Source organism: Novosphingobium sp. 11B, assembly GCF_054589055.1.
The window spans coordinates 1-26451 of the sequence record NZ_BAAILP010000052.1 but is presented as its reverse complement, the minus strand read 5'-3'; the positions used below and the strand labels follow the sequence as shown (position 1 = coordinate 26451).

Below are 26451 nucleotides of genomic sequence, written 5' to 3'. Positions count from 1 at the left end.
GTATCGCGGATGGACGGGCGCGAAGGAGGATTGCCGGAAATGCTGCGCGAACTGGAATTCGCACCCGGCTCGTGTACGGATCGCAAGGTGACCGACCCGCCGCTTCATTTCGCCGACGATGCAAAGATCCGCATCATCGCCGCCGCCGAATCGCTCTATGCCACGCGCTCGATCGAGAGCGTGTCGTTCCGCGAGATCGCCCAGCTTGCGGGCAACCGGAACACCAATGCGGTGCAGTACCACTTCGGTAACCGGGACACGCTGGTGCAGGCGATCTTCGCCTGGCGTGTGTGGCAGATGGAACCGGCGCGCGGCGCGGCGCTGGCCGAAGTCGAGCGCAGCGGCGGCAGTTTCGACCTGAGAACCCTGCTTCGCATCCTGTGTGAGCCGATCCTCGACCTGACCGACGATCAGGGCCGCCACACGTATGCGGCGTTCATGAGCAAGTATCTGCAGCAGCAGCGCCCCGCCGGGATCATGCACGCCGCTGACAATCGCCCCGATCTCAGCCGGAACCTGCGCACGACCATCAATCACATAAATGCGATCGTCGATGCGGAAGACCCGTACCTGGGCGATTACCGCATCGCGCTAGCCTATCTGGTGGTCATCAACATGATGGTACTCTCGGACAACGAGAACCTGCCGAAGCGCGACCCCGAACGCTTCCGCCAGCGCTTCGACATCGCGCTGGACATGGCCACGGTCGCGCTGGAGGCCAGTTGCAAAACATGAAGCCCTAGCCCTGTTGTCAGGCGACATGCGTGGCGGCGCTTCCGATGAAAGCAGTAACAGGCCGGACCGATCCGGCCGACCGGGAAGAGGACGAAGATCATGACCGACAACGCGCGCAATCGGCTGGACGGCAAAGTGGCGATCGTCACGGGTGCCGGAATGGGTATGGGCGCGGCGACTGCCCGGGTCTTCGCAGGGTACGGCGCAAGGGTGATCGTCTCCGACATCAATGACGGAGCGGGCGAGGAGACCGTCGCCGCGATCCTCTCCGCCGGCGGCGAGGCCCGGTTCATCCACTGCGACGTCGGTGAGGAGGCGCAAGTGCGCGACCTTGTCGCGGGCGCGGTATCGGCTTTCGGGCGCCTGGACTGCGCGGTGAACAACGCTGCGGTCACGCCGGACACGCTGCCCATCGCCGAGGCCGACATGGACGTGTGGGACCGCGTCATCCGCATCGATCTGCGCGCGGTGATGCTCTGCATGAAATACCAGATCCGCCAGTTCATCGGGCAGGGCGGAGGCGGCGCTATCGTCAATGTCGGCTCGGTCAGTTCGGTGCGGCCGCAGCCGGGTAACTCGGCCTACGTGGCGGCCAAGCACGGGGTCATCGGCCTGACCAAGACCGGCAGCCTCGAATACGCACTGCAGGGAATCCGCGTGAACGCCGTGCTTCCCGGCGCGATCGACACGCCGATGCTGCGCGGCGCGCTGGATGCCAGCGGCCACACCGAAGCCGACTTCGCTCCGGCGCTCAGCCTGCTGGGCCGCTTCGGCAAGCCCGAGGAAGTGGCCGAAGCCAGCGCCTGGCTGTGTTCCGATGCGTCCAGCTACGTCACCGGGCACAGCCTTGCGGTGGAGGCCGGCTACCTGACCCGATGACGGGCATGGAGGGCGGATTCAAGCTTGCCGGGACCGAAATCTGACATGACCACCGCCTATCAGGATGCCGAAGACGGAATGCAGGTGCGGCCCGGTATGGCCTGGGTCGCGGGCGGCAGTTTCACGATGGGGTCGGAGCGATTCTATCCCGAGGAAGCGCCGCTGCGCCGTGTCTCGGTCGACGGTTTCTGGATCGACACCACGCCCGTCACCAATCGCCAGTTCGCGGCATTCGTCGAGGCGACGGGATACACCACCGTCGCCGAGATCGCGCCCGATCCGAAGGACTATCCCGGCATGCTGCCCGGCATGGACCGGGCCGGGTCGCTGGTTTTTCACAAGACGGCGACGCCGGTGGACACCTCCAATCCGGGCAATTGGTGGCGGTTCGAATTTGGTGCCGACTGGCGCCATCCGCTGGGGCCGGACAGCGACATCGACAGCCTTGGCCTATGGGATCATCCGGTTGTCCAGATCGCCTATGCCGATGCCGAGGCTTACGCGAAATGGGCGGGTAAGGCCCTGCCGACCGAAGCGGAGTTCGAATTCGCCGCACGCGGCGGACTGGAGGGCGCCGACTATGCCTGGGGCGACGAACTCGCGCCCGGAGGTGCGATGATGGCGAATTACTGGCAGGGCCTGTTCCCCTTCGCCAACCATATGCTCGACGGGTGGGAGCGGACTTCTCCGGTCGGGACTTATGCCGCCAACGGCTACGGCCTGTTCGACATGATCGGCAACACGTGGGAATGGACCTGCGACTGGTGGAGCGACCGGCCCGAGGCGCCCGCGAAAAAGAAGAGCGGGCAATCGTGCTGCACCCTCAGCAACCCGCGCGGTGCCAGGCTAAGGGACAGCTTCGATCCGGCCCGGCCCGATCTGCGGATCGGCCGCAAGGTGTTGAAAGGCGGGTCGCACTTGTGCGCGGCCAACTACTGCCAGCGCTACCGTCCCGCCGCGCGCCAAACCCCGAAATGATCGACACATCGACCTCGCATATCGGTTTTCGCTGCGTCATTCGTAGCCATTCAGCGTACTGAAAAGTCGAGCTGAATTTGGGTTTTGCTAATACCGGCTTTGTCGACGGACGACCCGTTCCTGTCATTCGGGCGTCAATTTCCGAACCCCGGGTTCGGACGTTCTGCTTAGCCATCATGAAGGTCCATGATGGCCGTAAGCAATCTGACCGTTTAAGGGCTGGCCCGGGACATTCGTACACACGCCTCAGTTAAACCCATTTCACTGCAAAGCTCTTCAGGAAGCCCGACATGACTTGATGGAGACTTTCGAGCGCTCATCAGCACGGCGAGCAAGCCGACGCCCGACGCTGCCGCTCCAGCGATCGCGACAATGGGCAGGCTGAAGCCTGCAGCAATTACTCCTCCGCCCAGCCCGGCGCCGATCGCGTTGCCGAGATTGAAGGCGCCGATGTTCATCGAAGAAGCGAGGTTCGGTGCATCGGCGGCGGCACTCATCACGCGGACCTGCAGCGGCGGGACCAGTGCGAAGCTGGCGATGCCCCACAGGAAGATGAGCACGGCCGTCAGCCCCGCATACGGCATGGCAAAGGCGAAGGCGACGAGGATCGCCGTGAGCGCCGCCAGCGTCACGAGCAAGGTCCTGTCGACTGATCGGTCCGCAAAGCGCCCGCCCAGCCAGTTGCCGATGGTCAGCCCCACGCCGTAGACCACCAGCATCGCCGTCACGAAACCGATCGAGCCATGGGTCTGCTCGCGCAGGATCGGGGTGATATAGGTGAACACGGTGAACATCGCGCTCGCACCAACCACCGTCAGGCCCAGCGCCGCCAGCACCGGCCCACGCATCAGTACCCGCAGTTCGGAGCGTGCATCGCCGTCCGTCGGCGCGGGCATATCCGGCAAGGTCAGGCGCAGCGCCGCGATGGTCAGCAGACCGAGCACGGAAATGCCCCAGAACGCCGAGCGCCACCCCATGACTTCGCCCGCCCAGGTCGCCAGCGGCACGCCGACGACATTGGCGATCGTCAGTCCCATGAACATGGCGGCCACCGCGCCGGCTTGCCGCTGGGGCGGGACCAGGCTGGCAGCGACGATCGATCCTACGCCGAAGAAGGCGCCGTGGTTGAGCGACGTGACGATCCGCGCGAACAGCAGCATCCCATAACTGCCGGAAAGCGCTGCCATCAGGTTGCCCGCCGTAAAGATCGCGGCCAGCACAATCAGCAAGGTGCGGCGTGGCAATCGCCCGGTGGTCAGCGTCATCAGCGGCGCGCCCAGCATCACGCCGATCGCATAAGCACTGATCAGCAGACCGGCTGAAGGGATCGAGACATCAAGGTCGGCGGCGATGACGGGCAGCAGGCCCATCGGCGCGAATTCGGTGACGCCGATGCCGAACGCCCCAGCCGCCAGCGCGAGAAGTGGTGGATTGATCTTCATGATGCTCCTCCCGTCAGACAAGCGGCGGGTTCAGGCGGGCGAAACCATCCTGTTGATGATAGGGTGCATGGGGGTAGGCGGGCATCCGATAGCTGGCCTGATCAAGCCGGGCGACCTGTTCTGCCGTGAGTGACCAGCCCACCGCGCAAAGGTTCTGGCGCAACTGCTCCTCGTTACGTGCCCCGATGATGACCGACGACACCGTGGGCCGCTGCAGCAGCCAGTTGAGCGCGATCTGTGGAACCGTCTTGCCGGTTTCCACAGATATCTCGTCGAGCGCATCGACGACCCGGTAGAGATGTTCGTCCTCCACCGGCGGCGCGAAGATGGCGGTCTGGTGTAGGCGGCTGCCTTCGGGGATCGGGCTGCTGCGCCGGATCTTGCCGGTGAGGCGTCCCCAGCCGAGCGGGCTCCACACCAGTGCGCCCACGCCTTGATCTGCCGCGAGCGGCATCAGGTCCGCTTCGTAGGCGCGGCCGATCAGCGAATAGTAGACTTGATGGGCCACGAAGCGCGGCCAGCCATGGCGATCCGCCGCGCCCAGCGCCTTCATCAACTGCCAGCCGGGATAGTTGGAAACGCCGACATGGCGCAGCTTGCCTGCGCGGATGAGTTCGTCCAGCGTCGCCAGCAATTCCTCCACCGGGGTCGAAGCGTCGAAGGCATGGAGTTGCAACAGATCGATATAGTCGGTCCCGAGACGGTCCAGCGCCGCCTCCACGCCGCGGATCAGCCGGCCGCGCGATACGCCCCAATCGCCCGGGCCGTCCCCGGTCGGCAGACCGAGCTTGGTGGAGATCAGCACTGCGTCGCGCCGTCCCTTGATCGCCGCGCCCAGCACTTCTTCCGACGCGCCGCCCGAATAGACATCGGCGGTGTCGAACAAGGTTATGCCGGCATCGAGGCAGATATCGACCAGACGGCGCGCTTCCGGCGCGTCGCTATTGCCCCAGGCCCCGAACAGGGGGCCGGAGCCGCCGAACGTACCGGTGCCGAAGCTCAGCGCCGGTACCCGCAGGCCCGATGCGCCCAGTTGCCGATATTCCATCGTGATCCCTTTTCATTCCGTAACGCACGCATAAATGGAATAGCCAATGGCCGCCGTTTAGGGGGCCGAAATGCGAAAGATCTTTGCATTGGATGAAAAGATGCCCTTCCACGCCGATCGGGCACGGGCGCTGGAAACCTTCGCGGCGGTGATCTCCGAAGGCAGTTTCTCGGCCGCGGGCCGGCTGCTGGGCCTCACGCCCTCGGCGGTCAGCCGCGCGGTGGACCGGATCGAGGATCGGCTGGGAGTTCGCCTGTTGCTGCGCTCCACCCGCGCCCTGACGCTGACGGCCGAGGGACAGGCCTATCTCGGCAGCGCCCGGCGCATCCTCGCCGATCTCGACGAAGCCGAACAGTCGATCGCCGATCGCGGCGCCCCGCGCGGGCGGCTGAGGGTAAGCGCGGCCCATTCCCATGGCCGGCTGTGCATCGTGCCGTTGCTCGGCGAGTTTGCGCAGATTTATCCGCATATCATCGTCGATATCAGCCTCAGCGACCGGCTGGTCGACATCGCCGCAGGACAGGCAGATGTGGCGATCCGCTTTGGCCCCCTGACCGACAGTCCGCTGACCGCCCGCAAGCTAGGCGAAAACGGCCGGGTCATCGTCGCTTCGCCGGCTTATCTGCACCGCCACGGCACACCGGCGATACCAGAGGATCTGCATGGCCATAATTGCCTTAACTTCAATTTTCGCCGGGCCGAACCCGTCTGGCCGTTTCGCAAGGATGGGCGGGATTATGCGCTGAGCGTTCGCGGCACGATCGAAGCTAACAATGGTGAGACGCTGGGCCAGCTCGCGGCCGACGGTGTCGGCATTACCCGCGTGGGGCGGTTCAGTGTCCAACCCGAGCTGGCATCAGGCCAGTTGGTGGCGATATTGGAAGACTATAATCCGGGCGACATCGAAACAATCCATGCTGTTTTTATGGGCGGGGCGAATGTACCGGCCCGGGTCAGGGTTTTCGTGGATTTTCTCGCAGAGCGCCTGATCTAACATGGTTCGGTGCTCCAGGGTTTGGGCTGCCGACTGAATAGACGTTCAGCACAACCGGCCCCTCGGTCAATCGACGACGTCATCCATGCAAGGATGATGCGCTTGCTCCTGTCAAATGCCGTCATCAGCATAGCGCGGTGGCGAAGGATGCGCCGGGCTTTCGCTAAAAGCTTCTCGCCACTCCGAACAAGCAAAAGCCGCACTTGAGCCAAAGTCATATAGACTTCAGACTATGTCTATTGATTAAGTAGACATATATCCGTCACACCGCTCCGCATTCATCGAATGAGGGGGTTGGTTTGAAAGCGTTGTTCGGTAGGACTTTTTCTGGAAGAAGACACAGATTGCTCGCCAGCGCGGCGTCCGCGATTGCAGTCTCTGCGGTAATTTTTCCTCAAGTGGCTTCGGCCGAAGAAGCCGCCGGCCCGGCGGATGCAGCGCCCGATGGCGCAGACATCGGTGAAATAACCGTGACGGCGCGCTACCGCACGGAAAGCGCGCAGGACGTTCCCATCGCGATTTCCGCCATTTCCAGCCGCCAGCTGGAGGCGCAGGGCGTCAGTTCGCTCAAGCAGGTGGTCCAACAGCTCCCCAGCCTCAATATCCAGGGCTTCAGCGGCCGCAACCAGACGATCACGATCCGCGGCATCGGCACCAATGCCGGCGGCACCAACGACGGGCTCGAACAGGGCGTCGGGCTCTATGTGGACGGCGTCTACCGGCCGCGTACCGGATCGGTCATCACCGACCTGATCGACATCGAAAGTATTCAGGTCCTTCGCGGGCCGCAGGGAACCCTGTTCGGCAAGAACACCGTTGCGGGCGCGATCGACATCACCACGCGCGAGCCGCAGTTCCAGCAGGAAGCGCGGGCGGAGCTGAGCTACGGCAACTACAACCAGTTGCGCGGCTACTTCGCGTACAACGGGGTGGTCAGCGACGACCTGGCGTTCCGCGTCTCGTACTTGCGCAATCGGCGCGACGGGTTGATCTACAACACCACCCAGCGCGAGCATTGGGACAACCTCGACAACCATGCCGCGCGGTTCGACCTGCTCTACAAGCCGAGTGCGGACTTCAAGCTGCGCCTGATCGCGGACTACAGCATCCAGAAGGGCGACGTCGGCTTTACCAGCATCGCCGGCGTCCTGCCTACGACACTGGCGAACGGCGCGCAGGTCCGCGGGTTCTACCGCCGTGCCGCCGATGTCGGATACACGCCGGGCACCGTCAACGCTTTCGATCGCAAGACCGACATCGACTCCTCGCAGTACGACGAGATGCCCAGCTGGGGTGTCCAGGCCCGCGCGGACTGGGACGTCGGCCCGCTGACGCTGACCTCGATCACCGCATACCGCAACTGGAAATGGGTGCCCAATTACGACGGCGACCAGTTCGGCGCCAACGTCATCACCAACAGCGTGGTGGCCACCAAGCAGCAGCAGTTCAGCCAGGAACTGCGCGCCGCATCCAAGGGCGGCGAAACCATCGACTATACTGCGGGGCTCTACTTCTTCTGGCAGGAGGCCGACGACGACGTCATCAACCGCTATGGCCGCGACGCGACAACGTGGCTGACCACCGCGAACACGCCGACGGCATCGGTATCGACATTACCCTCTGCCGTGTTCGACGGCCTGACATCGTACAATCACGTCCTTCCCGCGACCCACAGCTATGCGGCCTATGGGCAGGCGACATGGAACATCTCCCCCTCGCTGCGCTTGACGGGGGGTCTTCGCTACACTTACGAGCACAAGACCGGCATTTATGAAGCCTACGCCACGGGCGATTACGCGCTCCTTTCCAGCTTCGATCCGGCGATCCGGTCCACCGTCGTCGCGCTGCGCGCCGCTTATGCGCCTGCGGGCGCCTACACCGCGTCGGACAACACCAGCAACGTGTCCGGCACCGCCATCGCCGCCTACGACGTTTCGAGCGACGTCCATACTTATGCGTCTTATTCGCGCGGGTACAAGTCGCCCGGCATCAACCTTGTGCGCCAGTCACTGGGCGTGGACATCTTCGTGCGGCCAGAGAAGGTCGACAACTACGAACTGGGTATCAAGACGCGCCTGCTGGGCGGTAAGGCGGAATTCAACCTCGCGCTGTTCTGGGCCGACGTCAGCAATTACCAGGCGAACTTCGTCAACTACGCAGTGACGCCTGCCGTCGGCTACATCAGCAACGTCGGCAAGCTGCGATCGCGCGGTGTCGAGGTCGATGCCCGCGCCCAGCCGTTCGACGGGCTGAACATCGGCGTCGCGGGAACCTACAACGACGCGGAATACCGCTCGTACCGCAACGCGCCCTCGCAGTTCCTCTATTCCTACCTGTCCTCGATGGATCTGTCGGGCCGCCGCGCTTCGGGCGCACCGCGCCTCGCCCTGACCGGCAACGCCGAATATCTGTATTCGGTGGGCAACGTCGATGCCTTCGCGGGCGGCGACATCAGCTATCGTTCGGGCTTCTACGCGGCGGTGAACCTCGATCCCTTCACCTGGGTGCGCGGCTACACGCTGGTCGGCCTGCACGGCGGCGTGCGCGATCCCGATGACCGCTGGGAAGCCTCCCTGTGGGTACGCAACCTGTTCAACAAGAACTACTTCAACACGCTCTCCGTCAGCGCTTCCAACGGCATCGTCCAGGGCGCTCTGGGCGAGCCGCGCATGTACGGGCTGACGCTCAAGGGGCGCCTGTGAGCCAGATTGTGAGCCAGCTGCAATCACCGAACGACCATCCGGCAAAGGAGTTACGGCAATGACCAGAAGAACCTTGAAGCTCGGCCTCGTCACGATGGGCGCGGGCGGTCCCGGCCAGCACAACCGCTGGCTCGATCCCGACATTCCGGCGGACGCCAGCGTCAACATCCGGTGGTACATCGAACAGGTGCGCAAGGCCGAAGCCGCAAAGTTCGACTTCGTGTTCATCGTCGACAGCCAGTTCATCACCAAGGATTCGCCGCCGCACTACCTGAACCGGCTGGAGCCGCTGACCCTGCTTTCCGCGCTGGCGACGGCGACGAGCCATATCGGCCTTGTCGGCACGCTCACCACCTCGTTCAACTCGCCGTTCAACCTCGCTCGCCGCCTCGCCTCGCTGGATCTCATCAGCGGTGGACGTGCCGGCTGGAACGTCGTCACCAGCGGCGATCCCGGTGCTGCGGGCAATTTCGGTCTGGACGAGCATTACGACTATGAAACCCGCTATGGCCGTGCGTTCGAATATATCGACGTGGTGCAGGGCCTATGGCGCTCGTACGAGGATGACGCCTTCCCGCGCGACCGCGAGACCGGGGTTTTCCTCGATCCCGCCAAGCTGCATGCGCTCAATCACAAGGGCAAGTATTTCTCGGTCACCGGGCCGCTCAACCTGCAGCGATCGCCGCAGGGTCAGCCGGTGATCTTCCAGGCCGGCGATTCCGATCACGGCCGCAACCTCGGCGCGCAGACCGCCGATGCCATCTTCACGCACTCAGCCTCGATCGAGGATGGCCGCGCCTTCAAGCAGGACATCACCCGCCGGGCCGTCGCGGCAGGACGCGGCGCGGACGACGTGCTGATCCTTCCCGGCGTCAGCATATACGTGGGCGACACCGACGAGGATGCCCGCCGCATCGAGACCGAATATCGCCGCGCGGACCACAGTTTCGAGCAAGCTCTCGGCGAACTAGGACGTTCGTTCGGATGGCATGATTTCCGCCAGTACGACCTCGACGCCCCGTTCCCGGCCGAGACGCTCGAACACGCACGGCGCAGCTTCTTCACGCAGGCACAGCGCATCGTCGAACTTGCCCGCAAGGACGACCTGACCCTGCGCCAGACCGTGGAAGTTCTCAGCGCCTCGCGCGGGAGCCCGTTCGTCGGCAGTGCCGAAACAGTTGCCAACGAGATCATCCGCTGGTTTGAGGGCGGCGCACTCGACGGCCTCAATGTGATGCTCGGCCACCCGGACCAGTTCGACCGGTTCCTGAACGAAGTCGTGCCGATCCTGCAGGCGCGCGGCGTCTATCGCAGCGAGTACGAGGACACGACGCTGCGCGGCAACCTGGGACTGCCCAAACCCGCCAACATCCGCGCCGAAGCCTCCGCATCCCCGACTGCCCGGCGCGAAGAGCCGGCGCTGGCGGTCTCGTGAAGGCACGCTCCCTCGCAGGCTGGGCGGTGCTCCTGGCTGCTGCCCTGGCCACGGCCGGGTGCGGCGGCTCGGGTGACAAAGCTGCCGAAAAGGCGCGCGTCCGCTGGGCCTTCATGCTGCCCACGTCGTGGGACCCGGTGACGAGCCGCACCGGGGCCGACATCAACACCGTCAGCCTCGCCTATGCCTCGCTCACCCGGCTCGACAAGGATGGCAACGTCCAGCCCGCACTGGCGCAGAGCTGGACATACTCGCCGGACGGCAGGACACTGACCTTCCAGCTGCGCGACAAGCTGAAATTCACTGACGGCACCCCGCTCGATGCCGCCGCCGTGAAGGCCTTCTTCGAGCGCGGCAAGACGCAGAAGGATTCCTTCCTGCGCCCCGAGATCGAAAGCATCGCCAGCTTCGATACCGACGGGCCGCTGCGCGTGGTGTTTCACCTTTCGCGGCTCGATTACCAGCTGCCCTACGTGATGGCGGGCCGTGTCGGCGCTATCGCCAGCCCCACCGCCGCGGCGAAGGACAAAGCAAAGCTGGCGTTGTGGCCGGTCGGCGCAGGGCCGTTCAAGATGGTCGAATTCGTACCGGAATCGCACGCCTATTTCGTCAAGAATCCGGATTACTGGGACGCTGCGAATATCCACGTCGAGCGTCTGGAACTGACCACGCTGTCTGAGCCGACGACGACGATCGCCTCGCTTGTCTCGGGCGCGATCGACGTGGCCTCGATCGGACCCAAGCGCGTGGAGGAAGCCCGTGCGCGCAAGCTGACGGTCACCACCGCCCCGTCGCTCAATGCCAGCGATCTCATGATCAACCGCAACAAGGCGCCCTTCGACGACCCGCGCGTGGCCGAAGCCGTGCGCTACGCCATTGATCGCGGCGAACTGGTGAAGACGCTCACGGCTGGTCTCGGCACGCCCACCAACCAGCCTTTCCCGCCGCACTATTTCGCCTTCGATCCGCAGACGAGGGACAAGTGGGCCTATGATCCCGCACGGGCCAAAGCGCTGCTGGCGCAGGCCGGCCACGCGCCGGGTTCCCTCACGGTCGAGATCGTCATCAATCCGCTGATCAACGAGGGTCTGCCGGAACTGCTGCAGGCCCAACTGGGGCGCGTCGGCATCAAGTCGCGCCTGCGCATCGTTCCGCCAGGTTCGTCCAGTTGGCAGAGCGAGGTCTATATCGCCAAGCGCCCGGCCACCGCGGTTGACGGCACGGTCGGACGGGAATCGCCGGTCCAGAACCTTCTGGCGGTCTACGGGCCGCAGGGCATCATGAACCTCAGCGGTCCTTATGCGCCGCCCGCGTTCCTCAAGGCCATCGACGAGGTGCGGGCCACGCCGATCGACGCGCCTCAGTACAAGGAGCGCCTGCAACGCGCGACCCGTCTGGGCGCCGAGCAGTCGCCCAGCGTCTGGCTGTTCAGCACGCCGTTCATCGTCGCCACCCGTTCGAGGGTGAAGCACCTCAACATCGTGCCCTCGCAAATCCGCTGGGAAGGAGTGACGGTCGAATGAGCACCGTTTTCGAACCAGCGCCGCCGCAGGCAGGGCCTATCGTAACCGGGGGGACCATCCGCCTGCGTCATGGCAAGGCGCTGCTGCGCCATGTCGGCGGGACGCTGGGGATCACCTTGCCGGTCTTCTTCATCGCCACGCTCATCACCTTCCTGCTGGGCGTGGTGTCCGGGCTGGATCCGGCAGCGGGGATCGCGGGCGACGCCGCATCGCCCGAGACCGTCGCGCGCATCCGCGCCGATCTCGGCCTCGATCAACCGGTGGTGTTCCAGTATCTGCACTGGATAAGCGGCGTCCTGCACGGCGACCTCGGCACTTCCTGGTTCAACGGCGTGCCGGCTTTCGAACTGATCCTGCAGCGCCTGCCGATCAGCCTTTCGATCGCGGGTGTGGCGCTGCTGGTGGGCGTGGTTTTCGGGCTGGGCCTCGGCCTCGTGGCGGGCGTGCGCCACGGCGGGCGGCTGGACCGCGCGATCACGCTGTTCGCCGCCCTGGTCTCGTCCCTGCCGCCTTTCGTCGTGGCCTTCGTCCTGATCCTGATCTTCAGCCTCTGGCTCGGCTGGCTCCCGTCTTCGGGTTACGTGCCTTTCGCGGACGATCCGATCGGCTGGCTGGCCGCCGTGAGCATCCCGGCCGTGGCTCTCAGCGTCGATGTCATCGCAGACCTCGCCCGGCAACTGCGCACCGGCCTCGTTGTCGCGCTCTCGGAAAATTACGTGACGGGCGCGGTCGTGCGCGGCCTTTCGCGCCGCCGCATCCTGTTCGTTCACGTCCTGCGCAATGCCTCGGGGCCGGCGCTGACCGTGCTGGCGCTCAAAGTGCCGATGCTGATCGGCGGCGCCGTCGTGACCGAGGCGATCTTCAACATGCCCGGAATGGGCAAGCTCGCCGCCGACTCCGCCCTGCGCGGCGACGTGCCGGTCGTACAGGGCACACTCGTCGTGTCGATCCTGCTGATCCTGGCCTGCAACCTGTGCGTCAACGTCCTGCTGGGCGTCCTCCAGCCAGCCGCGCGGCGACGGAGTTGAAACCATGATCCGCCAGCTCCTGCGCTATCCCAGCGCCCGCGCCGCCTTCGTAATTCTCGCTGTCGTAGCTGTACTCGCCGTCTTCGGGCCTTTCCTCGCACCGCATGATCCGCTGGCGCAGGACGGCTCGGCACTGCTGCAACCACCCGGCATAAGGTACTGGCTGGGCACCGATGCACTGGGGCGCGACGTCTTCAGCCGGTTGCTCGCCGGATCGACCGTCTCCGTCCTTGCAAGCCTGCTCTCGGTGTCGATTGGGTTGGTTCTGGGCGTCGTTCCCGGCCTGCTGTCGGTCTTTCTCGGACGCCGGTTCGAATGGATCAACCTGCGTGTGATCGACGCGCTCATGATGCTGCCGTTCCTGGTCTTCGCCATCGCCATGACCGCGATGCTGGGCAACGGGCTGGTCCAGGCGATGTTCGCCGTGGGCATCCTCATCACACCGGCCTTCTTTCGGGTGACCCGCGCGGCGGCCCTGTCCATCGCCAATGCCGAATACATCGAGGCCGCGCGCCTGATGGGTGCCTCGACCTCCGCCATCCTGCGCCGCCACGTCGTTGCCAAGGTGCTGCCGCCGGTGGCGGTCGCTGCTGCTTCGATGACCGGCGCGTGCCTTTCGATCGTCGCCTCGCTGACGTTCCTCGGCATCGGCGTCGTGCCGCCCGACCCGACCTGGGGCGGCCTGCTCGCGACCGACCTCGCCAACCTCTACGACCGCCCGTTCGGCCCGGTCGCCCCTGCCCTGCTGATCGTCGCGACGGTCTGGGCGCTCAATGCGCTTGCCGACGCGCTCAGGGATTCCGGACGCAAGGAGACTGCCGCATGACGCAAGCCCACTCCGGCCTTACCGCCGACAACGTCGTTAATCTCGACATCCGCCACCGCCGCCCGGAACCGCCTGCCGAGCCCTTGCTTTCTGTCCGCAACCTCCATGTCGTGACGGCGCAGGGGCAAGAACTCGTGCGCGATGTGAGCTTCGAACTGGGAGCAGGGGGGACGCTGGGCATCGTTGGCGAATCCGGCAGCGGCAAGTCGCTCACCTGCCGGGCGATCCTGGATGTTCTGCCGCCGGGCCTGAACATCGCCTCCGGCTCCATACGCTTCGGGGGCGTGGACCTTTCCCGGCTCGACACGGCATCGTGGAAGGATTTGCGGGGGAAGGCGCTTTCGGCCGTGTTCCAGGACCCGGGCTCCTACCTCAATCCTTCGATCCCGGTGGGCCGCCAACTGGTGGAAGCGATCCGGGCGACGCTGCGCCTCGGCCGCACTGTCGCCCGCGACCGCGCGCTGGAACTGCTTCGCCAGGTCGGCTTCGAGGATGCGAGCGCCGTCTATCGGCAGTACCCCTTCGAGCTTTCGGGCGGCATGGCCCAGCGCGTGCTCATCGCGATTGCGATCTGCGCCGGACCGCGCCTCCTGATCGCCGACGAGGCCACCACCGCGCTCGACGTGACGGTGCAGGCCGAAGTGCTTGACCTGATCGACAGGCTGCGCCGGGAACAGGCCCTGACCCTGATCCTGGTGTCGCACGATCTCGCCGTGGTGTCGCAGATCTGCGAGCATGTCATCGTCATGCGCGACGGCGCGATCGTGGACGCCGGGCCCACGCGCAGCGTACTTGGCAATCCGCAAAGCGCCTACACCCGCAGCCTGATCGAAGACCACGCGGTCCACACTATCGAAAGCGCCTGCCCGGCATCGGTGAGCGGCAAGCGAACGCCACTGCTCGCAGTGAAGGGGCTGCATGCGGGCTACGGAATCCGCACGGTGATCGAGGACGTCGATCTGGAACTGGCTCCCGGAGAAATTCTCGGCCTGATCGGCGAGACCGGCTCGGGAAAAACCACGCTCCTGCGTACGATCCTGGGCCTGATCCCGACGGCGAGCGGCACTATCGAACTTGATGGCGCGCGGATCGACGGATTGAAAGCCGGACCGCTGCGCGAACTGCGACGGTCCGGCGCGTTGCAATACGTGTTCCAGGATCCGCTGCGCAGCCTCGATCCCGACCTGACGATCGCGGCCTCTGTTACCGAGGGTCTCCATCTGCGCGGTGAAACCGATGGCGCCTCCATCGCGCAGGCACTCGGCGAAGCCCTGCAGGCCGTCGGCCTCGATGCCGCGCTGGCGTCGCGCCTGCCCCGGCACCTTTCCGGTGGGCAGCGGCAAAGGGCGGTGATCGCCCGCGCGCTGGCGCTCGCTCCAAGGGTGCTGCTGCTCGATGAGCCCGTGAGCGCGCTGGATGCGGTCAATCGCCTCCATGTCCTGAAACTTCTGCGTGGTCTGGCGCAGGAAAATGGTATCGCGCAGGTCTTCATTTCTCACGACCTCGGCTCTGTCGCCGGGATCGCGGACCGGGTGGCGGTGCTCTATGGCGGCCGCATCGTCGAGACCGGGCCGGCCGACCTGGTGCTTGCCAACCCGTCCCATCCCTACACCCGCCGTTTGCTGGCCGCTGCGCCGCGCCTGTCCGCGCAGCGCAGCGAAGCCCCCGCCGTATTCACCGCTCACTGAAAGGTCCGATCATGGCACGCGATACACTGAAGCTGGGGGCCGTCCTGATCGGCGTGGGCGATGCATCCGGGACCGAACTCTGGCGCGATCCGCAAGTGCCGCTGGACGCCAGCGTCAACATCGATTGGTATGTGAAGCAGGCCAGGGAAGCCGAGGACGCCCATTTCGACTTCGTCTTCATAGTCGACAGCCAATACATCACGCCCGACTTTCCCAACCATCACCTGAACCGGCTGGAGCCGCTGACGCTGCTCTCCGCTGTTGCTTATGCCACCAACCGCATCGGCCTGGTGGCGACCGTCAGCACAACGTACAGCGAGCCTTTCGATATTGCCCGGCGACTGGCTTCGCTCGACCTCATCAGCGGCGGCCGCGCCGGGTGGAACATCGTGACCAGTCAGGATCCCGGGACGGCGGGCAACTTCAGTCGCTCCGGCCATGGTGATTACGACACGCGATACCGGCGCGCGGACGAAGCGGTCGAGGCGGTACAGGGCTTATGGCATTCCTACGAAGAAGGTGCCTTCTCCCGCGACAGGACCGCGCCGCGATTCCTGGATCCTGCAAGACAGCATCGGCTCGATCATCGCGGGGAGTTCTTTTCGGTCACGGGACCGCTCAATATCCAGCGTTCGCCGCAGGGGCAGCCGCCGCTGGTTCAGGCAGGAACCTCCGATCAGGGCCGCGACCTCAGCGCGAGACGCGCCGATATCGTCTTCAGCTTCGCGCGCAGCACCGATGAAGCCATCGAACTGGCACAGGACATTCGCGCCCGCGCACAGGCGATCGGGCGCGATCCGGACGAACTGCTGTTCATACCCGCGCTCGGCGTCACCATCGCCGATACCGACGAGGAAGCGTTGCAAATCGAGCGCCAGAGAACGACGGCGGGCGACATACGCCGCCGCCTAGCCGCGCTTTCACGTCAGTTCGACGGGCACGATTTCAGCGGCTACGATCTCGACGCGCCGTTTCCCGAGCTTCCCCGCAGCGAAGACGCCGGGATCAGGCGGTTCCACGAGGATATCGAGAACGCCCGGCGCGCCGGCGTCACCCTTCGCGGGGTACTGGAAGCGCAAGCGCTCGGCTGGTTGCGGCTCGTCGGCTCACCCGAGACCATCGCCGATCAGTTGCAGCACTGGTACGAAAGCGGCGCCGCCGACGGGTTCAATCTGTTCGTCCAGCATCCCGCCGACTGGGATCGCTTCCGCGCGAAGGTCGTTCCCATCCTGGTGGAACGCGGCCTGTTTCGCGGACGATATGAGGCCAAGACCCTGCGTGGTCATCTGGGCCTGCCGTTCATCGACAACCGCCATGCGGCCCCAGATGCGATCCCCGGTCAGTCAAACCCGCCGGTCCGGCATTTAGAGCCGATCCAGAACTGAAAGCGCATACGGGGCACCAGCACAAGGAAGGAGCAGGATGAACGAGCTGCGCTCGGCCGAACTCGGGTCGGATCATGGCAGGGACGCCGGTGTGGAGACGCTCGATCTCTGGGACGTCGGCGATGTGGTGCACGAGCTTGCCCAGATCCGCCGCCACTGGCGCAGCACCAACGCACGCCACGTCGAACATGGCGCCAAAGGGTTCCCCTCCCGCGTCCGGCTTGCAAAGATCGCGGAAGAATTGAGCAGTGCTCTCTTTCCCTTGAGGCTGGGGCCGGATTTCGTCCGGCAGGCCAACGAGGATACGTTCATCACCCAGACGCTGCAGATCGCCGCCAGCCGGCTGCATGCGCAGTTGCGGCTGGAACTGGCCTATGCCGACGAGATCGAAAGCCCTCTGGCAGACCAGCGTGCGACGGAGATAGTCGTGGCTTTTCTGCAAGCGCTGCCCAACCTGCGGCGCCTTCTGGATCTCGACATCCAGGCCGCCTTTCGGGGGGACCCGGCCGCCCGCAGCATCGACGAGGTGCTGATCTGTTATCCCGGACTGCTGGCCATCATCCACCATCGTCTCGCGCACACGCTATACCTGATGGGAGCGCCGCTGGTCGCGCGGATCATATCGGAGATCTCGCATGGCGGCACCGGGATCGACATCCACCCCGGAGCACAGATCGGCAAGGGCTTCTTCATCGATCACGGCACCGGCGTGGTGATCGGCGAGACGGCCGTGATCGGTGACAACGTCCGCATTTATCAAGGCGTCACGCTGGGTGCGAAGAATTTTCCAACCGAGGCCGACGGCGCTCTGATCAAGTCCCTCCCACGTCACCCGATCATCGAGAACGATGTAGTCATCTATGCCGGGGCTACGATCCTTGGCCGGGTGACCATTGGCGCTGGCTCCGAGATCGGCGGCAACGTCTGGATTACGCACGATATTCCCCCGCTCAGTCAGGTCATGCAGGCGCGGGAACAGAACCATCTGATCCGGCAAGCCCGGCAACAAGGGATTACCAGGTCCGAATTCAACTGACAGCCCGGGGAACCGCTTTCGCGAAGAGATAAATCTCTATAAATATGATAGAGAATATTGTTTGCGCTTCATTCCCTGATGGTTAGTCAAAACCGGATGACCGCTTCTTCCGTTAACGTCCATCGCCCGCGATTTCCTGGTTTTGGCATGCAAGTGCTGCTCGGCATGACCGTAGGGATAATGGCCGGGCTGATCGTACGCGGGCTTGACCCGCAGAGCGGTTTCGCCATGAGCGCTACTGCCGCCTTCCATACGGTAGCGCTGGTATTCATCCAACTGCTGCGGACACTCGTTCCACCGCTCGTCTTCACGGCCATTGTCGCATCGGTGGCCGCGCTGCGCGGTCTCGACAATGCAGCGCGGCTGGTCGTGCACACTCTCGTCTGGTTCGCGATCACTGCGCTCATCGCGGTGGTGATCGGCATCGCGCTGGGCGTGTCGATCCAACCCGGCCTGCACGCCGGAATCAGCCGGAGCGCCGCGCAGACTCCCGCCTCGGTAGGCAGTTGGCTGGATTTCCTGACCGGGCTCGTTCCCTCCAATTATCTGGGCATTTCGGCCTCCACCAGCGTCGAGAACGGCAAGGCGAGCACGTCGGTCAGCTTCAATGTCCTGCAAATCATCATCGCCGCAGCGGCAGTCGGCGCCGCAGCCGTTCGTGTCGGCGATCGAGCAAATCCCTTCCTGAACTTCATGACTTCGGCCAACCAGGTTCTGCGCCAGGTTCTGCGTTGGATCATCGCATTGACCCCGATCGGTTCAGCCGCGCTGCTCGCAAACGCTGTCGTGAGCTACGGTTGGGACGCGATGTCCGCGCTGGGCAGCTTCGTCGCGGCTGTTTACGCCGGGCTGGCGATCGTGCTGCTGGGTGTCTACCCATCCCTGCTTGCGCTGCACAAGATCGACCCGCGCAGGTTCTTTGCGGTGTCCTGGCCCGCCATCCAGATCGGTTTCCTGTCTCGCTCCTCGGTCGGGACGATGCCGGTCACCGAGGAAGTGACCGAGAAGTTGGGCGTCCCCCGGGCTTACGCCGCTTTTGCCGTGCCGCTCGGATCGACGACGAAGATGGACGGCTGCGCGGCGATCTATCCCGCAATCTCGGCCATATTCGTGGCGCAATTCTACGGAATCGCGCTGCAGCCTTCGGACTACGTGCTGATCGCTTTCGTCAGCGTCATCGGATCGGCAGCGACGGCAGGCCTTACCGGCGCTGTCGTGATGTTGACGCTAACGCTATCGACGCTCGGCCTTCCGCTGGAAGGGGCGGGGTTGCTGCTGGCTATCGACCCGATCCTCGACATGGGCCGTACGGCGGTCAACGTGGCGGGACAAGTGCTTGTCCCGGTGATCGTCTCGAAGCGCCTCGGACTGCCGGAAACCGCGTCCGTCACCATCTCGAATGAGCAAATATCGGAACATATTGAATAAAATCGACTGACAGACATCACCGGGCATGTAATGCGGCTCTGGCTCAACAAGGGCCCCAGAAGAATCAGATGTGTTCAGGTCCCGTCGCGCCCGACCGCAAAGCGGTTTCGCGGCATGAGGAGAAAATCATGAAATTCACGAATGCTCTGGCGCTCACCGCCGTATCGACCGTCGCCATTGCTCAGGCTCAGGTGGCCGGCGCACAGGAAACGGCTGCGGCTGCAGACACCGACAGCGAGATCGTCGTCACCGGCAGCCGCGCCCAGGGGCGCTCGAAGCTCGACACCGCATCTCCGGTGGACGTCGTGACGATCCAGGATCTGAAGCAGCAGGGCACGACCGAGCTTGGCACCGCGCTCGCCAACTCGGTTCCTTCGATCAGCTTCCCGCGCCCGTCCGCCACGGATGGCACCGACGCGATCCGTCCCGCCACCCTGCGCGGTATGAGCCCGGATCAGACGCTCGTCCTCATCAACGGCGTGCGCGCGCATACGTCGGCCTCGCTCAACGTCAACGGTGTGGTGGGGCGCGGCTCGGCAGCGGTCGATCTCAACACGATCCCGTCCACCGCGCTCCAGTCGATCGAAGTGCTGCGTGACGGCGCTTCGGCGCAGTATGGTTCGGACGCCATCGCCGGTGTCGTCAACCTGCGCCTGCGCGAAGCGGACCACGGCGGCGGCGCCACCGTTACTTACGGGATCTACGACACGCAGATCGACACCGCGCGCGACAGCCGCCACGTCACCGGTGAAAGCACCGTGACCGCTGCCGGCTGGCAGGGCATCAAGCTGGGACAGGACGGCTTCCTGACCGTTTCGGGCGAATACACCAAGCGCAACCCCACCAGCCGCGGCGACGTGGACCCGCGCCTTGCCACGCCCGTAGTCGACAACCGCTTCGGCGATCCGGAAGTCGAAAGCTACTCGGTCTACGTCAACTCGGCCAAGCCGCTGAACGAAACCTGGGAAGTCTACGCCTTCGGCGGCTACCAGTACCGCGATTCCAGCTCGGCAGCTTTCCCGCGGCTGGATTCGGCCGCGGCGGCTTATGGCCTCGACGGCTTCCTGCCGAAGATCAATACTCACTCCAAGGACCTGACGGTAACCGGCGGCCTGCGCGGCGAGATCGCGGGATGGAAGACCGACCTCAACGTCAGCTATGGCCGCAATCGGATCGACTACCGGACCCGCGATTCCGCCAATTACACGTACGGGGCGGCCAGCCAGACGGAGTTCTACGATGGCGCTTCGATTTACGACCAGTGGGTCGCAGGCATCGATTTTTCCAAGCAGTTCGACGTATTCCAGTCGCTGAACGTAGCATGGGGCGTCGAAGGCCGCCGCGAAAGCTACGAGATCAAGGCGGGCGAGGCCGCGTCCTACGGCTACGGCACCGCCTATCCGAACGCGACGCCAGGCGCGCAGGGCTTCCCAGGTTTCTCGACGCTCAACGAAGTAAACGAGCACCGCCAGAACGGCTCCATCTACCTCGACCTCGAAGCGCAGGTGACGGACAAGCTGCTGGTCGCTCTGGCAGGACGGGGCGAGAAATATTCGGACTTCGGCAGCACCGGCACCGGCAAGCTGTCGCTGCGCTATGACTTCAGCCCCGCCTTTGCGATCCGTGGCACCGCCTCGACGGGCTTCCGTGCCCCCAGCCTGATCCAGCAGTATTACACCTCGATCACCTCGGTCATCCAGAACGGAAATCAGATCGTTACGGGCACCTATCCGTCCACTTCGGCGGAAGCGACCTCGCTCGGCGGCAAGGCGCTGGAGGCTGAAAAGTCCACCAATCTGTCGGCTGGTTTCGTGCTGCGCACCGGCGGCTTTTCGCTTACGGTGGACGGCTATCGCATCCACGTGCGCAACCAGATCGGCCTGTCGGAGAACATCGCCGTCACGACGATCCCGAACGTCTCTGCCGCGCGCTTCTTCCTGAACGGGCTGGCCACCACCACCAAGGGCATCGATGCGGTCGCCAACTACAAGATCGTCACCGAAGGCGCAGGCACTTTCGACCTCACCGTTGCAGGCAACGTCAACGATATCAAGGTGACGAAGGTGCCCGCCAACACCGCCTTGTTCGCCCGCAGCCGCATCCTGACAATCGAGGACGGCACTCCCGGCGAGAAAGTCTCCGGTACCGTGGTGTGGACCGGCGATACGCTGGGCGCCACCGCACGCGTCACCTATTATGGCGACGTTCTTCAGCCCGGCACCGTCGCTACCAGCGACCTTCACACCGGCAAGCGCGCGATCACGGACCTCGAACTGCGCTATCAGCCCAAGGATGCGTCGTTCAACCTGGCGCTGGGCGCGAGCAACCTGCTCGACGTCTATCCCAAGAAGGTGCCGGCAGCGCTCAACACCACTGGTGTGACCGCGTTTCCCTATTACTCGCCGTTCGGCTTCAACGGCCGTTATCTGTATGTCCGCGCCGGACTGAGTTGGTAACGGTCCGTGAACATCTGGCCGCCGTGCGTGAAGCTGGCGGCCAGATGATCGGTCGATGGTGTAGGCCGGTCGCTACACCGTGGCTTAAAGATCAGAATTTCGTCCTGAGCGTGACACCGTACGTACGCGGATCGCCCAGCGTACCGGTGACTGCGCCGGTAGTTCCGGCGGACAGGCTCAGATAATAAAGCTTGTTTGTCAGGTTGCGCGCCCAAACCTGAACGTCGAGCACTCCGTCGAGCGCCCGGAAGCCGATGCGTGCGTTGACCAGCGAATAACCGGGAATCAGCGAATAGCGCGAAAGGCTGGCGGTGGTGTTGAAGTCCGAGCGGTAGCTATAGTCCGCGCCGAAATAGACTTCGCTATCGCGGCCCAGCACAGATCCCACCCCCTGACGCGCCTCGCCGCCTGCCGAGGCCGCCCACTTCGACACGCCTGGCAGGCGCTTTCCGCTAAGATCGCAGGTAGTCTGCCCGGTGACCTCGATCGGGCACGGCGCATTGGGATAGTCCACGTATTTCGCATCGGTGAACGCGCCCGAGGCGTAGAGTGAGAGCCACGGCGCCGGATTTGCGCGCAGGTCCGCCTCGAAACCGCGCGTGCGCACTTTGCCGACGTTGGTGAAGTAGGACTGGTTGTTGCGCTCCACATCGACCACGGTGGTCTGGTAATCGCTGTCGTCGGTCCAGAACGCGGCGAGGTTGGCGGTCAGTTTATTACCGAACCATGCGGTCTTCACGCCCAGTTCGTAGCTGTCGATCGTCTCGGGCTTGATGACCGGATCGGCGGCGAAGGCGCCCGTCGTCACGATGTTGGCAAGGTTGAGGCCGCCGAACTTGTGGCCGCGCCCGTAGGTCGCATAGACCAGTGCGTCGGGCGTCACCTTCCACGACAGCGTCGCCGAGCCGGACAGGCGGCCTTCCTTCGTGCTGGCGGAATAGGAATTGGCGACGCCGTAACGCGACCGGATCGTGCCCGCGGCGGCAAGCTGCGCCGTGGTCAGCCCGTCGAGGCTAGCGCCGGTAGCGGTCTGCTCGAACCAGCCGGTCTTCGTCTCGTAGGTGTAGCGCAGGCCCGTGGTCAGATCGAGCGTGGGCGTCAGGTGCCAGATCGTCTGGCCGAAGGCGGCGTAGCTGTTGGTCACCGGGCGCGAGTGGCCGAGGATGGTGTAGCCGTTGAGTGCGGCTGCGGCGGCTGTGCGGTCCACGCTGGGCGCCACGAACCATGCGGCGGCGTCACTGCCATAGGCATTCAGCGCCTCGGCATCGATCGCCTGCCACAAGTAGTAGAGCCCCGCGACGTAATCGACCTTGCGCGTGCCTTCCGAGGCGATGCGCAGTTCCTGGCTGAACTGGCGCTGCTCGTTGCTCTGGTGGAAGTCGGTGCCGGCATCGAGGCTGGTGGAATCGCCGTCATTGTGCGGATACCAGTTCCATGCGCGGTAGGCGGTGACCGAGGTGATCGTATTGCCCGGGATGGTGAGGTCGGCGATCGAGGTCACGCCCCACTGGTTCATCTTGTAGCGCGGATTGGCGTCCACATCGACCTGCCGCGCCGAAGGGTCGATCGGCAGCGGCGTATAGCCGGTGCGCGCGGCGCGGGCGTAATAGTTGTTCGCGAACGCCGTGCCGTTGTCGTACTGGGTCAGCACGCCGGTCAGCACTGCCGCCGCGGTCTTGGAATGCTGGCGGCCATAGTCACCGATCAGGCGCAACTTGAAGTTGCTGGCAGGCGTGAACAGCAACTGCCCGCGCAGGCCGAAATCGTGGTAGTCCTGCGTGTCCGCACCATCGTAGCGGTTGGTCATGTAACCGTCGCGGTCGGTCTTCGAGACGTAGAGGCGCGCGGCCAGCAGATCGTCCACCAGCGCGCCGCTGGCATAAGCGTGGACCTGCCGGAAATCGTAGTTTCCGAAGGTCACGTCGCCGCCCGCCTCCGGCTCGAACGTCGGCGACTTGGTGGTGACGACGACCGCGCCCGCCGACGTGTTCTTGCCGAACAGCGTGCCCTGCGGGCCTCGCAGCACTTCAATTCGTTCCACGTCCGAGAGGTCGAACACTGCCTGTCCGGGCCGCGCGAGGTAGACCTGATCGACATAGACGCCGACCGCCGGCTCCAGCCCGTCGTTGTAGACCGAGACGTTGTTGCCCAGCCCGCGGATGTTGATGCTGGTGTTGCGCGGGTTGGTGTTGGTGACGACGAGGCTGGGGGTCAACTGCTGCAGGTCGCGCAAGTTGTAAGTGCGTGTCGCGGCCAGCTGCTCGCCGCCGTAGGCGTTGGCGGCCACCGGAACGTCCTGGATGCGCTCGTTGCGGCGACGGGCGGTGACCATGATATCGAGACCTCCACCACCTTCTGCGTCGGCAGCGGCTTCGGCGGCTGGTGCGTCTTCGGCGTATGCGGGGACGGCAGCCAGCGCGCTCGACCCGAGCAGGGCGAGCGTGGTGGCACGCAGGAACGTGTTCATGGAAAGACCCTCATTGCATGATGCGACCGGCGACCGGGCGGCCGCCTGAAACTCAACTATTTGAGTAGAGAACTCGTGGTGGGCAGCAACAAAGATTCTCTACATAACTGGTAGAGTAAAACTTTGTGGGCCGCCGGAACTGCTCCCGTTAGGTCTTGCGCTCCCACGCATCGCCACGAACGGAACCGACGTGACCCGCAAGGCCGCCCTGATCGCCGCCGCTCTCCTGAGCACCCTGATGACCCGTCCCGCCGCCGCGCAGGCGCTCCCCGCCGCGCCAGTGCCCGCATCGGCTGCCGCGCCGGGCACTACGCAGAGTGCTTCGCGTCCGAACTTCCTCGTCATCGTCGCCGACGATCTCGGCTGGTCGGACCTCGGCGCCTTCGGGGGCGAAATCGCGACGCCCAACCTCGACGCGCTGGCCAACAGCGGCGTGCGTTTCACCGGCTTTCACACCGCGCCGACATGTTCGCCGACCCGCTCGATGCTGCTGAGTGGCGTGGACAACCACGAAGCCGGGATCGGGACCATGGTGGAATCGCGCCCCGCCACCCTTGCCGACCGGCCCGGCTATGAAGGCTATCTCAACGACCGCGTCGCCTCGATCGCGGAGCTGCTGCAACAGGGCGGCTACCGCACGCTGATGTCCGGCAAGTGGCACCTCGGCCTCACTGAGGATCGCGGCCCGGCGGCACGCGGGTTCGACCATTCCTATGCGCTGCTCCAGGGGCTGGGCAATCACTTCGGCGCCGACCAGAACGCGGCATGGACAAAGGCCAAGGCCAATACGCTCTACCGGCAGGACGGCAAGCTGGTGAAGTTCCCGGTCGGGCACTACTCGGCGGACCAGTTCGCCGACAAGCTGATCGGTTTCCTTGATGACGGGGCCGCCGACAAGCGCCCGTTCTTTGCCTACCTCACCTTCACCACGCCGCACTGGCCGATGCAGGCCCCGGGCGAGACGATCGCGAAGTACAAGGGCCACTACGATGCCGGCTACGAAGTGCTGCGCGCGCAGCGGCTCGAGCGGCAGAAGAAGCTCGGTCTCGTCGCGCTCGACCAGCAGCCCCATGCGCTCGACGGCGTGAAGCCGTGGGACAGCCTGACGGCCGAGCAGAAGGCGTTCGAGGCGCGCAAGATGGAAGTCTACGCCGCGATGGTGGACCGCATGGACCAGAACGTGGGCCGCGTGGTCGCCGAACTGAAACGCACCGGCCAGTACGACAATACGGTCATCGTATTCCTGTCCGACAACGGCCCCGAGGGCAGCGAGATCGACGCTCCGTTCCAGGTGCGCGGCGTGCCGGACGGCGCGAAGAAGCTGGGCATCGACAACCGGCTGGAGAACATCGGCAATGCCACCTCCTACGTCGGCTACGGCGCGGGCTGGGCGCAGGCCAACAGTACCCCGTCGTGGCTGGTGAAGGGCTATCCCACCGAAGGCGGCACGCGGGTCTCGGCTTTCGCCTCGGGCAAGGACGTCGTCGGCAATCGCATCGCACGCGGCTATCTGAGCGTCACCGACATCGCGCCGACCTTGCTCGACCTTGCTGGGCTGACCCAGCCTACGACCTACAAGGGCCGCGCTATCCTGCCGTTCGAGGGGCACAGTCTGGTCCCCGTCCTGGCCGAGAAGGCCAGCGAAGTGCGCTCGCCGGACGAGCCGGTCGGCACCGAGCTGTTCTATCGCCGCGCGCTGCGAAAGGGCGACTGGAAGGCGGTCTACCTGCCGAAATCCGGCTCAACCTACCCGCGCGACGGCGTTGGCGAGGGCAAGTGGCAGCTCTTCAACCTCGCGACCGATCCGGCCGAAAGCACCGACGTTGCCGCCAGCCATGCGGACAAGCTGGCCGAACTGACAGCGGACTGGGATCGCTACGCCGCGCAGAAGGGCGTGGCACTTCCCGACGATGCCGCAACCCCTGCGGCAAAGCCCTGAAGCGGGCGGCTTGAGCGGGCGGGGGCGTGCCGGGTGCGTTGCCCGGTGCGCTGCCAGCCGCTAGGTCCGGGGTCGAGGATAAGGACGGGTGATCGGTTTGCAGGACGGCATCGCAATGACGGATGCGGAACGTGAGGCGCCGGCCGGGATGGTCCGTATTCCCGGCGGTACGTTCGCGATGGGATCGGAAACCTTCTATCCCGAGGAAGCGCCCGTGCGCCGCGTTTCGGTCGATGGGTTCTGGATCGATGCCACGCCCGTCACCAACCGCCAGTACGCACGGTTCGTCGCGGCGACCGGCTATCGCACCGTCGCCGAAGTCGCGCCCGATCCCGCGCAATACCCCGGCATGCCGCCCGAGATGGCGCAGCCCGGCTCGCTGGTCTTCCACAAAACCGCCGCCCCGGTCGATACCGGCAATCCCGCCAACTGGTGGCGGTTCGAGTTCGGCGCCGACTGGCG

18 protein-coding genes and 1 pseudogene are annotated in these 26451 nt (G+C 64.8%); 16 read left to right on the top strand and 3 right to left on the bottom strand.

What is annotated here, in order from left to right; all coding sequences use genetic code 11:
• From ACYPYD_RS04335 to ACYPYD_RS04325, 3 genes and pseudogenes are all read left to right on the top strand, one after another.
• Positions 1-735, top strand: a 735-nt coding sequence (locus tag ACYPYD_RS04335) for a TetR/AcrR family transcriptional regulator (RefSeq protein ID WP_459662214.1), incomplete at its 5' end; no start/stop codon positions are given.
• A gap of 99 nt (positions 736-834) precedes the next feature.
• Positions 835-1614: an SDR family NAD(P)-dependent oxidoreductase gene (locus ACYPYD_RS04330; RefSeq protein WP_459662213.1), complete on the top strand. Its 780-nt coding sequence runs from the start codon at positions 835-837 to the stop codon at positions 1612-1614.
• Between the two features lie 96 nt (positions 1615-1710).
• Positions 1711-2654, top strand: a pseudogene (locus ACYPYD_RS04325) (formylglycine-generating enzyme family protein).
• A 150-nt stretch (positions 2655-2804) separates the two neighbouring features.
• Here ACYPYD_RS04325 and ACYPYD_RS04320 read toward each other — a convergent pair.
• Both ACYPYD_RS04320 and ACYPYD_RS04315 read right to left on the bottom strand, forming a co-directional pair.
• Complete coding sequence (locus tag ACYPYD_RS04320) at positions 2805-4034, bottom strand: MFS transporter (protein ID WP_459662212.1); 1230 nt, start codon at positions 4032-4034, stop codon at positions 2805-2807.
• A 13-nt stretch (positions 4035-4047) separates the two neighbouring features.
• Positions 4048-5082 (bottom strand): aldo/keto reductase, encoded by a 1035-nt coding sequence (locus ACYPYD_RS04315; RefSeq protein ID WP_459662211.1) that lies wholly within the window; start codon positions 5080-5082, stop codon positions 4048-4050.
• Positions 5083-5152: 70 nt separating this feature from the next.
• Between ACYPYD_RS04315 and ACYPYD_RS04310 the strand changes: the two genes are divergently transcribed.
• The 11 genes from ACYPYD_RS04310 to ACYPYD_RS04260 all read left to right on the top strand — a co-directional run bounded on the left by ACYPYD_RS04310 (position 5153) and on the right by ACYPYD_RS04260 (position 21583).
• A complete protein-coding gene (locus ACYPYD_RS04310; protein WP_459662210.1) occupies positions 5153-6076 on the top strand; it encodes a LysR family transcriptional regulator in 924 nt (307 codons plus the stop codon).
• Between the two features lie 398 nt (positions 6077-6474).
• On the top strand, positions 6475-8778 hold the full coding sequence (locus ACYPYD_RS04305; protein WP_459662209.1) for a TonB-dependent receptor: 2304 nt from the start codon (positions 6475-6477) through the stop codon (positions 8776-8778).
• A gap of 58 nt (positions 8779-8836) precedes the next feature.
• Complete coding sequence (locus tag ACYPYD_RS04300; RefSeq protein WP_459662208.1) at positions 8837-10213, top strand: LLM class flavin-dependent oxidoreductase; 1377 nt, start codon at positions 8837-8839, stop codon at positions 10211-10213.
• A complete protein-coding gene (locus ACYPYD_RS04295; protein WP_459662207.1) occupies positions 10210-11736 on the top strand; it encodes an ABC transporter substrate-binding protein in 1527 nt (508 codons plus the stop codon). Before ACYPYD_RS04300 ends, ACYPYD_RS04295 begins: the two co-directional genes overlap by 4 nt.
• Positions 11733-12764 carry an ABC transporter permease gene (locus ACYPYD_RS04290; RefSeq protein ID WP_459662206.1) on the top strand — a complete coding sequence of 344 codons (1032 nt, stop codon included), beginning with the start codon at positions 11733-11735 and terminating at the stop codon, positions 12762-12764. The genes ACYPYD_RS04295 and ACYPYD_RS04290 overlap by 4 nt, the downstream gene beginning before the upstream one ends.
• A 4-nt stretch (positions 12765-12768) precedes the next feature.
• Positions 12769-13590: an ABC transporter permease gene (locus tag ACYPYD_RS04285; protein WP_459662205.1), complete on the top strand. Its 822-nt coding sequence runs from the start codon at positions 12769-12771 to the stop codon at positions 13588-13590.
• Positions 13587-15278 (top strand): ATP-binding cassette domain-containing protein, encoded by a 1692-nt coding sequence (locus ACYPYD_RS04280; RefSeq protein WP_459662204.1) that lies wholly within the window; start codon positions 13587-13589, stop codon positions 15276-15278. Before ACYPYD_RS04285 ends, ACYPYD_RS04280 begins: the two co-directional genes overlap by 4 nt.
• Positions 15279-15289: 11 nt before the next feature.
• Positions 15290-16663 (top strand): NtaA/DmoA family FMN-dependent monooxygenase, encoded by a 1374-nt coding sequence (locus ACYPYD_RS04275; RefSeq protein ID WP_459662203.1) that lies wholly within the window; start codon positions 15290-15292, stop codon positions 16661-16663.
• A 37-nt stretch (positions 16664-16700) separates the two neighbouring features.
• A complete protein-coding gene (gene epsC / locus ACYPYD_RS04270) occupies positions 16701-17699 on the top strand; it encodes a serine O-acetyltransferase EpsC (protein ID WP_069707618.1) in 999 nt (332 codons plus the stop codon).
• Positions 17700-17795: 96 nt separating this feature from the next.
• A complete protein-coding gene (locus tag ACYPYD_RS04265; RefSeq protein ID WP_459662202.1) occupies positions 17796-19127 on the top strand; it encodes a dicarboxylate/amino acid:cation symporter in 1332 nt (443 codons plus the stop codon).
• A 128-nt stretch (positions 19128-19255) separates the two neighbouring features.
• Complete coding sequence (locus ACYPYD_RS04260; RefSeq protein ID WP_459662201.1) at positions 19256-21583, top strand: TonB-dependent receptor plug domain-containing protein; 2328 nt, start codon at positions 19256-19258, stop codon at positions 21581-21583.
• A 91-nt stretch (positions 21584-21674) separates the two neighbouring features.
• On the opposite strand, the gene ACYPYD_RS04255 is transcribed toward ACYPYD_RS04260, so the two are convergent.
• Positions 21675-24050 carry a TonB-dependent receptor gene (locus tag ACYPYD_RS04255; protein ID WP_459662200.1) on the bottom strand — a complete coding sequence of 792 codons (2376 nt, stop codon included), beginning with the start codon at positions 24048-24050 and terminating at the stop codon, positions 21675-21677.
• Between the two features lie 238 nt (positions 24051-24288).
• Between ACYPYD_RS04255 and ACYPYD_RS04250 the strand changes: the two genes are divergently transcribed.
• Together ACYPYD_RS04250 and ACYPYD_RS04245 are read left to right on the top strand one after the other, a co-directional pair.
• Positions 24289-25989 (top strand): arylsulfatase, encoded by a 1701-nt coding sequence (locus ACYPYD_RS04250; protein ID WP_459662216.1) that lies wholly within the window; start codon positions 24289-24291, stop codon positions 25987-25989.
• A 148-nt stretch (positions 25990-26137) separates the two neighbouring features.
• On the top strand, positions 26138-26451 hold a 314-nt coding region (locus tag ACYPYD_RS04245), incomplete at its 3' end, for an SUMF1/EgtB/PvdO family nonheme iron enzyme (RefSeq protein WP_459662215.1).